Origin of the sequence: Leeuwenhoekiella marinoflava DSM 3653 (assembly GCF_900129005.1) — a bacterium.
Classification (GTDB): Bacteria; Bacteroidota; Bacteroidia; order Flavobacteriales; family Flavobacteriaceae; genus Leeuwenhoekiella; species Leeuwenhoekiella marinoflava.
Window position 1 is genome coordinate 1 of sequence record NZ_FQUN01000006.1, and the last position, 11,996, is coordinate 11,996.

Below are 11,996 nucleotides of genomic sequence, written 5' to 3' on the forward strand. Positions count from 1 at the left end.
GAGGTAACGGCAACCATCACAGGATCGAACTACAATGCACTAGTATTGACTGCTGATCTGACGATCACTCCGGCTACTCTGATGGTAACTGCGGAAGATCAAACCAAAGTTTATGGCGCGGCTGATCCTGCTTTTACCGTAAGCTATTCCGGTTTTGTAAACGGGGATGATGCGACTGCTCTTGGAGGCACCTTAAACCTGACTCGTGAAGTTGGAGAAGAAGTAGGCAGCTACGCCATCACGGCTTCGGGTTATACTTCTGAGGATTATACGATTGGTTATACTGACGGAACTTTGGATATTACTCCGGCTAGTCAATCTATAAACTTCAATCCATTACCAGTATTGAGTTTAGAATCTGATGCTGATTTCCAACTGGAGGCCGAAGCTTCTTCAGGTTTACCAATACGCTATACGTATAGTTACACTTCCAATGTTCCTGCTGCAATGGTAAGTGTTGATGGTTTTGTGAGTTTGGTACAATCTGGTACTATTCTAATCACAGCTTCTCAGGATGGTAATGAAAACTATTTACCAGCGACTCCTGTTACACAAGAATTGATAGTAAATAGTAGTGATGCACGTATTACTTCATTAAGTATTGGGGATATTCAATTCAATGATCCGGATGCTTTAACAGTCTATACGTTAGATTGTGACACTGCTGTAGACGAATTGGAAGTATCTTATCAAACGGAAGCCAATGCGACTAGTAGCATGCCTCTAAATTTTACAGTAGATGTTTCAAGACCGGGAGTATATCGCTATACGATTTTAATTACCTCTCAAGATGGTATGAGCAGCAGATCTTATGATATCGAAATTTATAAACGCTTCGTTTTTGAAGAGATTGTTGTACAAAAATTCAATAACACCTTGTTAGTAAATAACAATCCGGATACCAACGGAGGCTATCGTTTTACGGATTTTACCTGGTATAAAAACGGAAGGGTAATAGGTAACGGGCACTATTTTTCAGAAGGTGATGAATCTTCCGATTTATTAGATCCGCTAGCCAACTATCGTGTTGAACTTACCACCACCGATGGCGATGTGTTAAGCACCTGTACCTTTAATATTGAATTACAGACAAGTGGTAAGATACATCTGGCTCCAAACCCGGTGGAAGCAACAGCTTCAGCAACACTCTTTGCTGATTTTGATCAGGAGGAATTGAAGAATATGAAAATATCCATCCTAAGTCTGAGCGGGACTTTGATTGATACCTTTTACACGAGTGTATCAAAATCAACTATTCAGATGCCTTCAAGTATTCAAGCAGGAGTCTATCTTTTAGTCTGTGAGACATCAAAACAAAGACAAACCGTTCAATTTATAGTTTATTAATTAATCGGAATTAGATGAAACTTTTGAAAAATAAAAAAACACTAATGAACAGCATTCCAAAAATTTTAATAATCTTTTTAGTCTTTAGTGCTATCTCGCTAAAAGCACAAAAAACAAATGAATTAACCCTGGCAGTAAATGGTCCGGTTGCGGTTTTAGGTTATAATGATATAGCTTATACAGCTGCCCTGGATGATGGAATAGGTTTTGGTTTGGAGTACGGCAAATACCTTTCTCATCAGTGGAGTGTGAGAACTGGTGTTGCTTTACAAACCTATAGCGGTAATGCGAAATTGAAAAGCATTGAAGGAGCTTACATTACGCAAGATTCAGAAAATGAGAGTTTTGAATTTCAATATCGTTTTGAGAATTACCGGGAAGAACAACGCACAACATATATTCAAATCCCGCTGTTGGCTCAATATGAGAGTAATGGTCAAAATCGTTTTTTTGCTGCCGCAGGTGTTAAGTTGGGAATAATTACCGACAGCGATTACGAAGCAAAGGCCACTCGGTTAACCACAGCGGGATATTATGAGCAGTATGATGCTTTGTTGGAAGCTCCAAAGTTTGCCGGATTTGGAGACTTCGGAAATTACACCTGGGAGGCTGATGATTTAGCTTTAAAAACCAATGTCATGCTTAGTTTTGAAACCGGACTTAAATTTATGGTTTCAGAGGTAAGTTCGTTCTATGTAAGCGCCTATATCGATTATGGTTTAACCAATGTATTTGATGATACTAGAGATAACCGATTAATCGAGTACCTTGCTGCTCCAGAAGTCGACTTTACAGGAAACAGTATTTTAACCACGCCAATGGGAGCTACAGACACTCTCAAAACGCTATCTTTCGGATTTAAACTAAAATACGGTCTTGGATTTTAAGAGACATAGCGTACTAACAAAAAACCTGGCTGAAAAGCCAGGTTTTTTGTTATAACCACATTCAATAAGATCTTTGGATTATGTAGATAGAATTTCAGATCAAATAGTTAAAGATCAACTTTTTTCTTAACTGTTGTTTTGAGGCACAGAATGGATATTTCCTCGCAAGATTTGGAGAAAATGAGGAGAATTTATTGGCTGATATATGAATAATTTTAGTCATCAAAGAAACTTTTCAAAAAGATAGTGACCCAAACTCAGTTTGAAGAGGTGCACCGATGAAGTGTGTGCATGCCCCATTACAGTATGAGAGTCTTAGGAATCCAGAGATAAAAATTATACAGATCAATTATAAAACCTCAAGTTTAGATTCTTGTGTCCATCTGTACACTTTTAGCTATAACCGATTAAGGCTTTGATAATTAACAAGGTTTTAAACTATTTTATTAAAATTATCTCAATTAGCATTTTTAATAGTTATATAGTTTTAAATTGTTAATAGATTGTATTGTACAATTAAAAATAATATCTATTATGAATACTTCTCCAAACATCCACTTTGAAAATGCTTTAATACAACTTCTAAAGCGTTACAATTGCTCTAAGAAAGAGCGTAATCGGTTAAAAACGGTCGATTTGACAAAAATCTCTAAAATTTCTCATACCGAATACGGTGGATTTGAAGAACAGACTGGAGCATTTTTGAATGATGCCATGACCAACACGTTTAAAATTAAAATCGATTATATAGATCAGGAGACACGTGCTTACAAAAAACTGTATCTCGTTCCCAATACGGAGGAACAAGAGGAGTTGATTGAAACTATAGTTTAAATGTTGAATTATGGAATCTTTTAGAATCAATGCCCGAGATAATTTACTCCTTGAAATTATAGCTTACCAAATTGCTACTGATCAATCTGATTATTTCAATAGATACAAGCGCAGTCTTCATCTTTATGAATCATACCTTTTTGAAAAGCTCTTTAAAATGAAGAGAGCTTCTAATAATTTAATTGAGGGAATTTTAAAACGCAATAAATTTAAGTTTCTCAATTCTAGCAGGGATACATTCTTTAAAATGGAAACCCATACAATAAGTAATTATAAAGGGCATTCCATCAAAAAATACGAGAATCAGAAATTCGAGGTTCTTTTAAATTATTTAAATCAATTAGAAAACAAAGCATTACAAAAGGCATTATTTGATCAATTGACTCGTATCAACCAATTTGTGAATGGTCTGGAAACCTATCATTTAAATAGGAGTTATGTCGAGTAAGCTGTATGGGGTACGTGGGATTGCAATCAGCAAAGCTACTTGAGGTGCGAAGCATCTTAAATGTAATGATACATTAATAAGCTAACTATATAATTATGAGTGATAAGAACAAGAAGTCAAAAAATGATAAAAAAGAACATAAAGATTCTATAGATAAAGGGCCTTTAAAAGATAAACACACCAATCAATATGGTGATACCGATGATAAGCCTAAGAGAAGAGGAGCTTAATTTATCTAATGACTATATACAACCAATACGATGACTAAACCAAAAAAAATTCCAGAACAGGAACAAGATTTACCGGGGAGCGAAAAAGCGATGAACCCGCAGCCCGAAATAGTACGATCAGGATATAAGGGCTCTGAAAAATTAAAAAATAAGGTAGCCTTAATCACCGGCGGTGACAGTGGTATCGGTCGTAGTGTGGCGGTACATTTTGCACTGGAAGGAGCTTCTGTAGCGATCATTTATAAATCAGAAACCGAAGACGCGTTGGATACTAAGAAAATGGTGGAAGAACATGGGCAGATCTGTCTCCTTATTGAAGGAGATGTACGCGATGCTGATTTTTGTAAAGAGGCTGTTGCCCAAACGCGTTCTGAACTAGGACACATTCATATTTTAGTGAATAATGCCGCAGTGCAGTTTCCTAAAGACCGTGTTTCTGATATTGAGGATGATCAACTGGCCATAACGTTTGAGACTAATATTTATCCCTATTTTTTCTTTACGAAAGCTTTGGAAAGTCAGTTTAAATCCGGGGATTGTGTGATTAATTCTACATCGGTTACGGCCTACAGGGGTTCGTCACACTTGCTGGATTACAGCAGTACTAAAGGAGCTATAACGACCTTTACCCGATCATTAAGTAAAATGTGGGCTCCTAAAAATATTCGCGTTAATGGAGTAGCTCCGGGACCGATATGGACACCTTTAATCCCCGCCACCTTTGATGAGGTGTCTGATTTTGGTCAGGATGTTCCTTTAGGAAGAGCAGGTCAGCCCAGCGAAGTGGCTCCTGCTTATGTGTTTTTGGCATCCGAAGACAGCAGTTATATAACCGGGCAGATACTTCATGTGAATGGAGGAGAAATCGTGGGAGCCTAATGGTTAATTCAAAACTAAACGTATTAAAAAAAGCTGTCAATCGACAGCTTTTTTTGTATTTATAAATTCTTCTGTTTATACTGGAATGGAACTCACTTGCCCCATACGTTCCCAGTTTCGATGCTGTGCAATAGCGTCAATAAACTCTTGAGGTTTGGCATCTGCAAATACCGCTTTATCTTTTTTATAATCCTGAATCCATGTGTTTTTAAGTAAATCTTCACCGGCTCCTAAAACAGCTATTGCTTTACAGTGTTTAAAAGCTTCATTTATAAATTTCCCATACTTACCGACTTTTAAAAGCGACTGCACGGATTGCTCTCCACCGGGAATCAGAATGGCATCAAACAAGACACTTTCAGTAGTCATAATTGCAGCAGCAACCAAATGATCCATACCTTGATCACAGGTGATTTTACCTCCATGGGGAGCAACGATTTTAACTATCGCCCCGGCCTCTTCTAAAGCTTTTTTATAAGGCTTGAAGCCTTTCATCTCAAAACCGTCTGCAGCTAATACGGCAATCTGCCGGGTAGCGATACTATCAAATTTTGTTTTGGCCTGACTCAGCGCCGCATCTTTCTTAAGGTATTCCTTTTTAGCTTGTGGCTGAAACTTGTTAACCTCAGCGTCAGCTCCTATAGCTTGATTGATAGGCTGCTCAATATCCTTAGGAATTTTTAGACCGAGGCCGTCTGCAACTTTACCGGCCAACTTTTCATCAATTTGATTGATGATCCAAAGCATACGTTCTTGAATAGCCTGATGGTTGCATTTACCCAATTCAAAGGTATACGCATCAGCCACGTGTTCTTGCTCCCAGGAGGCTAAACTTCGGTAGAATAAAGCGGGTTGCGAAAAGTGATCGCTAAAACTTTCGCTACGCGATCGTATTTTATGCGCATCTATACGTTCCTCATGATGTGTAAAACCACCTTCGGCCATTTTAGCCAGGTGGGGGCATCCCATACTCAACGAGTTTGGAAAATAAGCTGTTTGTCCTTTTGGAATTTCAGTCTGCATATGTCCGTCACGTTGGTTGTTATGACTGGGAACAACAGGTCTGTTGATGGGGATTTGGTGAAAATTAGGACTACCCAAACGAGACAACTGTGTATCGCGGTAGGAAAATAAACGGCCTTGTAAAAGCGGATCATTTGTAAAATCAATTCCCGGTACGATATGTCCCGGTAAAAAAGCAACCTGCTCTGTTTCTGCAAAGAAATTTTCAGGGTTTTTATTTAGAGTCATTTTACCGATGATTTCTACAGGAACCAATTCTTCAGGAATCAATTTAGTAGGATCAAGCAGGTCAAAATCGTATTTATGTTCATCTTCTTCAGGTACAATCTGAATTCCAAATTCCCACTCCGGAAATTGACCGGCTTCAATGGCATCCCATAAATCTCTGCGGTGAAAATCTGAGTCGGCACCATTAATTTTTACCGCTTCATCCCAAGTGACAGAATGCACTCCCAATACCGGTTTCCAATGAAATTTCACAAAATGGGATTTACCTGCTGCATTGATAAAGCGAAAGGTATGGATCCCAAAACCTTCCATCATACGATAACTGCGTGGAATCCCTCGGTCGCTCATTACCCATATGTGGTTGTGGAGGGTTTCGGTAGCACGGGAAACAAAGTCGTAAAAGGTATCATGTGCAGAGGCTGCCTGCGGAATCTCGTTATTCGGTTCTGGTTTTACGGAGTGGATTAAGTCCGGAAATTTCATCGCGTCTTGAATAAAAAAGATAGGCATATTGTTTCCTACCAGATCCCAGGTGCCTTCTTCGGTATAAAACTTTACAGCAAAACCACGAACGTCTCGAGCCAAATCTGGAGATCCTTTAGAACCCGCAACGGTAGAAAAACGAACAAAAACTGGTGTTTTGCGTTGCGTATCAGTAAAGAGTCCGGCTTTGGTATACTTTTCAATACTTTCATAAAGCTCGAAATATCCGTGAGCTCCACTTCCCCGAGCGTGAACAATGCGTTCTGGAATACGCTCATGGTCAAAACTGGTTATTTTCTCGCGTAGTAGAAAATCTTCAAGAAGTGTAGCGCCGCGTTCGCCTGCCTTTAAGGAGTTATTGGTGTCATTTACTTTAAGACCCTGATTAGTCGTAAGGTTTTTATCTGTAAAATCTTTGGTGCTGTCAGCAAGCTGATCAATCTTTTTAGAAGATGGTTTACTCTTATTTTTTTTAGCCATTATGAGAAGATTTTTGGTTAGTATATTCTTTAAAATTAAGGTAAAAACCAACCAAACAACTAACACAAAGGTTAAAGTATATTTATAAATTAATTAAAATTATCTTAAATTATATTGTAATTCTAAAGGGGTAGACATAATTAATCAAATTGGACTTTAATTTTTATAACCTACAAAGCGCTGGTGTACTTGAACGTAAAATCCTTGTGGGGAACACCTGAAAATGCCGTAAAAATCCAGAGATTATATTGGAAAAGAAAGAGCTCTAGTATAACCTTTAAATCTTTTTCAAACCTTAGAGCTACTAATTATGTGTCATTAAAGGTTAAACACCTGTCTACTTTAGAAGGAATGAAGAGGAGAGGTGTTAATTTTATAACTTTCAGTTTAAGAGATGTTTGTCCAGCCGTTTTTGGTAGAACTGGGATTTATAAAAAATAGCTTTAATTAAATGGATATCCAGACGATTACTCCAGCTACAATCCATATAAAACCCCAAATTGAAAGGGGGAGAAAATATAAGTCGTGTTTTTTCAGGCTTTTCTTTTGTAATACGATACCTAAAAGTGTAGTAATACTACCAGATCCTATAAGGCTGTATGCCAATATGGATAATGTAGCATTGCCATCTACTCCATAAAAGGTTATTCCTAAAAGAATTCCTGCTATGGGTATTAAAAGTCCTAAAATACCCCAACCTCTGGTTATGATCATGATGCAAATTTGATGAACAAAATTAGGAGTTTTGAATTAAAGTAGCTTAAGGTTGCGTGTTCAGAGCCTATTCAAAAAAGCTGTTTCTGCTTAAGAATATAGGAATCAAGACGGTGTAAAAGCGAACTCTTTTTTAAGAGTATAAAGCATCCTCTATTCCGTATTGTATTTTTACTTTGCCGTATAAACTTCAGTTTAGATATGTTTAGACATACCGGAATGTTGTCATATTTTAAAATCAGAACTGGAATAACAGCAACTATGGATAGAACGACAATTTCATTTGGGCAGACAATACGTCGAGTACTTATTATTTTAATGGGAGTGTTTACTACACTACAAACTACTCGAGCTCAGGATAGTGTAGCGTACCAAACTCCCCACTATTTGATAGCTCCTCAGCGGGAGATGAGTCCGTTTTCCAATTTTTCAGAAGGCTTGGCTAGATATGGGAAGAATTACAACACATTTGGTTATATAAATACAGATGGAGCTGTAGCCATAACTGCAGAATTTTATGATGCCGGAGACTTTCATGATGGTAGAGCCTGGGTAGCAAAGCGAGATACTGTAACAGGTAATTTGGTATATGGCTTTATTGACAAAAAGGGGAACTTACGAGTTGATTATAGGTATGAAGATGCAGGAGATTTTGCGAGTGAACGGGCTCCGGTCAAAATTAATGGAGAATGGCATTATATTGATAAAAAAGGGAAAGTGGTTTTTAAACCGATTCAAAATAGAAAGCATAGATTTTATAATGGATTAGTTCTTCAAGAAAAGAATGGGAAATATGGGTATTTAGATAAAAATGGAGCCGTACGCATTCCCTTTATATATGAAGAAGCACGTGACTTTGCTGATGGTCGAGCTATAGTTGAAAAAGAATCAGGTGTTTTAAGAAATCAAAAAAATACACCGCAGAAAAACGCATTGAATACTCAACGAGGTTATCAATATCTGGTGATTGATACCTTAGGAACTGAGGTTTTTAATTTTCCGAAACATGTAATACGTATATCAGATTTTTCAGATGGTATAGCTTCATTTTATAAGATGCAAGACGATAATTCAACAGGTCAATGGGGACTTTTAGATAAAGATGGACACGTAGTAATGGAAGCTCAATTTAGCAATCAGCCCTTTGCTTTTTCTGATGGAATAGGAATGGTACAAATTGACGGGAAACGGCCAGATAATCGCGATGCCCTATTGGTAACCCTAAACCAAGAAGGTCAAATAATTGCCAAAATCCCGTTTACCAACACACAGGGATATCGTTTGTACACTTCTGCTGCACGTTTTCAAGAAGGTATGCTGGCTGTTCGTATGATTGATGTTCAAGGAAATGATCTATGGACATATATGGATAAAAACGGCCAACTGCGCTTTGATTTGCAGTTTAGTCATGCCCGTAATTTTTATGAAGGTTTTGCGATTGTGGTCCTTGCAGAGAATGGTAAGATTGGCTTTTTAAAAAATCCTTTAGAGGACAAAGACTAAGCCTTTAATTTTTAGATTCTTTTATCACCAGTCTTTTTATCAAAAGCAATTCAATCAAATTATATAACTGCTAGGGTTTAGCTATTACGGACTTCTAATCTATTGGTATTGTGTTAGAAAATTAAAAATTAATTACACGGCGTACTTTAATTTTATCCGGTTTCTGTTTTTTTAGGAAAAGATGATTTAAAATACAATTATTTAATCGTAATATTACAATGAACAAATGAAAGAGATATGGGTTTAGCCAAGACTGAAATATTTACTGACAAGCAAAATCAAGTTTCAATTTTTGCCAAAGCCTTTGGTCATCCTGCCCGCGTCGCTATTCTGCAGCATCTTTTTAAAATAAATTCGTGTGTATGTGGAGATTTGGTAAATGAAATCGGGTTAGCACAGCCTACGATTTCCCAACATTTAAAAGAATTGAAGTATTTGGGATTGATTAAAGGGACAGTAGAAGGTACCAGTGTTTGTTACTGTATAAACGTTGAAAACTGGGGAAGAATGCGGGAAATTATGACTGAATTTTTAGGTCAGGATCTATCTTCAAAAACAGAATGCTGTTAAAAAATTTAAACTTATTAATCGTTTTATTGCGATAAACTTATAGATGTGTGTAATACTCTTAGTATGAAGTTAATTAACCGAACATTAATCTTGCTGGTTATACTTTTTTTGCAGCAGTTGCTCCATGCACAAAGATTAACTAATACAATCCAACAAGCTGTAGTTGAAGTTGGCGATACCTTTACCCAAATTTCTCCAGATCGCTTGACCTATTTAGATCAAATTGCATTCTTGATCATTAAGAAGTTGAATAATCAGGAACAAGTTGACTTACTTTTTATAGATGCCGACAACCTTGAGCAAAGTCAGCTCGCTATGCTTTGGTTACGTACCGGAATGATCTATTATGGTTATCAAAATTTACTTAATATTCAATCAGCCGGAATGACACCGGGTAATCAACCTCCGTCACCGCTTTTAAGTTTGAATTCTTACGGTTTTAGGGTGAAACCAAACAGTCAGAAAATTACTCATTCCTATAAAGTCGATTAGGGTTCTGGTTTTTGGGTTGTCTATCCAAAACTGCTAGACGATCCCGGTATACCAACTCATCAAACACTTATAATTAGTGTCAAAAAAGCGGCATCAGACTCTGCTGAATCAAATCAGATAGAACTGTTTTTTTCCGATTCGGAAACCATTGCCCGAGAAATGCTCTATCTGTCAACCCGTTTGAATAATCTATTACAAACAAAATAATAACTCTTTTATGAAATTATCAGAAATTAAAAAGCATTTGCACAAACTCTCTAAAGTTGCATTTCAACTGCCCAGTGGTGATCTGGTACCCGCACACTTTCATGTTACCGAAGTGGGTAAAGTAAATAAGCAGTTTATCGACTGCGGAGGAACCTTGCGCACTGAAGAAGTTATAAACTTTCAACTGTGGAACGCTAATGATTACGATCACCGGTTGCATCCCGAAAAGCTACTCGCTGTCATTGAACTTTCAGAAAACACTCTGGGACTTGATGATTCAGAAATAGAAGTTGAATATCAGGGCACTACCATACAGAAATTTGGATTGGACTTTGATGGATACCAGTTTTTACTAACCACAAAGCATACCGATTGTCTGGCAAAAGATCAATGTGGAATACCCGTTGAAAAGTCAAAACCCGAATTATCTAAAATTCAAGTCACCTCCTCCTGCGCTCCCGGAAGTGGATGTTGTTAATCTATAACGAACCTAAAGAACTAGAACTATGAAAATTGCATTATTTAGTGATATCCACGCAAACCTGCCGGCCTTAGAAGCTTTTTTTGCGGATGTTGAAAAACGAGAAGTTGATGCCTTATACTGCCTTGGGGATTTGGTAGGATACAACATCTGGCCTAACGAGGTGGTTGAGGAAATACGTAAGCGTAAAATACCCACCCTTACCGGGAATTATGATTTTGGAATTGGAAAAAGCAGTGACGATTGCGGTTGTGCTTATAAAACAGATGAAGAAAAAGCAAATGGAGCAATTTCTATCCAATTAACAAACGAACTCATTACAGCTCAAAACAGGTCCTATTTGAGAGCTCTTCCGGCTCATATCAAATTAGAGTTTCAATTGAATGATGATAAACTAAATCTTCTTTTGGTTCACGGAAGTCCAAGACGGGTTAATGAATATTTGTTTGAAGATCGTGCAGAGAAAAGCATGATTCGAATATTGAACGATGCCGATGCCGATGTGCTTTGCTTTGGACATACACACAAGCCATACCATCGCATTTTTGAAGTCACTGAAAGCGGAACCCCTCAGTTTAAGCATGCGATTAATTTAGGTTCCATAGGCAAGCCAAAAGACAGCGATAACCGGGGTAGCTATGTGATTTTAAACTTTAATGAAAACAGCTCTGTTTTAAATAAAGACAGCATTACCGTTGAATTTGTAAAGTTTACCTATGACATTGAAAAAGCGGCAAAGGCCGTGGAAGATAGTGTGTTACCAAACTCCTATGCCGAAAATTTAAGAAACGGATATTAATCGCTACAAAATGAAACACACCGACATCCTTTATTTCTCTAAAGCACATACCTGGATACTTCTTGAAAATACTACCGGAACCATAGGTATTACCGCGTTTGCTCAAAGCGAGCTCGGAGAGATCGTGTACGTAGATTTACCCGCTGTGGGTGACACTTTTGAGCAGGACGAAGTTTTTGGTTCTGTAGAGGCTCTTAAAACCGTGAGTGATCTATTTATGCCGGTTTCAGGAGAAGTTGTTGCGATTAATGAAACCTTAGTATCCCATCCAAAGCTGGTTAATGAAAAACCTTTCAAAGAAGGGTGGATGATCAAAATCCAGATTACAAACCTTGATGAACTCTCAAACTTGTTAAGTCAAGACGAATATCAAAATTTTATACATTAAATG

General features: G+C 37.5%; 14 protein-coding genes. 12 read left to right on the forward strand and 2 right to left on the reverse strand.

From position 1 onward, the window contains the following. The 6 genes from BUB91_RS04905 to BUB91_RS04925 all read left to right on the forward strand — a co-directional run. The coding region (locus BUB91_RS04905) for an MBG domain-containing protein (RefSeq protein ID WP_139250529.1) at positions 1-1,347 on the forward strand (1,347 nt) is incomplete at its 5' end. Positions 1,348-1,391: 44 nt separating this feature from the next. Beyond that, positions 1,392-2,234 (forward strand): outer membrane beta-barrel protein, encoded by an 843-nt coding sequence (locus tag BUB91_RS04910; protein ID WP_164917828.1) that lies wholly within the window; start codon positions 1,392-1,394, stop codon positions 2,232-2,234. Positions 2,235-2,768: 534 nt separating this feature from the next. Beyond that, a complete protein-coding gene (locus BUB91_RS04915; RefSeq protein WP_073097789.1) occupies positions 2,769-3,068 on the forward strand; it encodes a hypothetical protein in 300 nt (99 codons plus the stop codon). Between the two features lie 10 nt (positions 3,069-3,078). Further along, a complete protein-coding gene (locus BUB91_RS04920; protein ID WP_073097792.1) occupies positions 3,079-3,516 on the forward strand; it encodes a hypothetical protein in 438 nt (145 codons plus the stop codon). Between the two features lie 95 nt (positions 3,517-3,611). After that, the gene (locus tag BUB91_RS21445; protein ID WP_262490527.1) at positions 3,612-3,746 is read left to right on the forward strand and encodes a hypothetical protein; all 135 of its coding nucleotides are present in this window, start codon (positions 3,612-3,614) and stop codon (positions 3,744-3,746) included. Between the two features lie 30 nt (positions 3,747-3,776). Next, complete coding sequence (locus BUB91_RS04925; RefSeq protein ID WP_073097794.1) at positions 3,777-4,625, forward strand: SDR family oxidoreductase; 849 nt, start codon at positions 3,777-3,779, stop codon at positions 4,623-4,625. A gap of 75 nt (positions 4,626-4,700) precedes the next feature. On the opposite strand, the gene BUB91_RS04930 is transcribed toward BUB91_RS04925, so the two are convergent. Next, positions 4,701-6,839 (reverse strand): catalase, encoded by a 2,139-nt coding sequence (locus BUB91_RS04930; protein WP_073097797.1) that lies wholly within the window; start codon positions 6,837-6,839, stop codon positions 4,701-4,703. A gap of 447 nt (positions 6,840-7,286) precedes the next feature. Next, positions 7,287-7,553, reverse strand: coding sequence for a hypothetical protein (locus BUB91_RS04935; RefSeq protein ID WP_073097799.1), 267 nt, complete (start codon positions 7,551-7,553; stop codon positions 7,287-7,289). Positions 7,554-7,754: 201 nt separating this feature from the next. On the opposite strand from BUB91_RS04935, the gene BUB91_RS04940 reads away from it, so the two are divergent. The 6 genes from BUB91_RS04940 to gcvH all read left to right on the forward strand — a co-directional run bounded on the left by BUB91_RS04940 (position 7,755) and on the right by gcvH (position 11,993). Next, positions 7,755-9,056 carry a WG repeat-containing protein gene (locus tag BUB91_RS04940; RefSeq protein WP_083557838.1) on the forward strand — a complete coding sequence of 434 codons (1,302 nt, stop codon included), beginning with the start codon at positions 7,755-7,757 and terminating at the stop codon, positions 9,054-9,056. Positions 9,057-9,293: 237 nt separating this feature from the next. Next, complete coding sequence (locus BUB91_RS04945) at positions 9,294-9,626, forward strand: ArsR/SmtB family transcription factor (protein ID WP_073097805.1); 333 nt, start codon at positions 9,294-9,296, stop codon at positions 9,624-9,626. Positions 9,627-9,689: 63 nt separating this feature from the next. Further along, on the forward strand, positions 9,690-10,118 hold the full coding sequence (locus tag BUB91_RS04950) for a hypothetical protein (RefSeq protein ID WP_073097807.1): 429 nt from the start codon (positions 9,690-9,692) through the stop codon (positions 10,116-10,118). Positions 10,119-10,335: 217 nt separating this feature from the next. Then, entirely contained in the window at positions 10,336-10,803 is a 468-nt protein-coding gene (locus tag BUB91_RS04955) for a DUF6428 family protein (RefSeq protein ID WP_073097810.1), read from the forward strand. 28 nt (positions 10,804-10,831) lie between these two features. Next, the gene (locus BUB91_RS04960; RefSeq protein WP_073097812.1) at positions 10,832-11,605 is read left to right on the forward strand and encodes a metallophosphoesterase family protein; all 774 of its coding nucleotides are present in this window, start codon (positions 10,832-10,834) and stop codon (positions 11,603-11,605) included. Between the two features lie 10 nt (positions 11,606-11,615). Continuing rightward, positions 11,616-11,993 carry a glycine cleavage system protein GcvH gene (gcvH, locus tag BUB91_RS04965; RefSeq protein ID WP_073097815.1) on the forward strand — a complete coding sequence of 126 codons (378 nt, stop codon included), beginning with the start codon at positions 11,616-11,618 and terminating at the stop codon, positions 11,991-11,993. Positions 11,994-11,996: the final 3 nt, after the last annotated feature.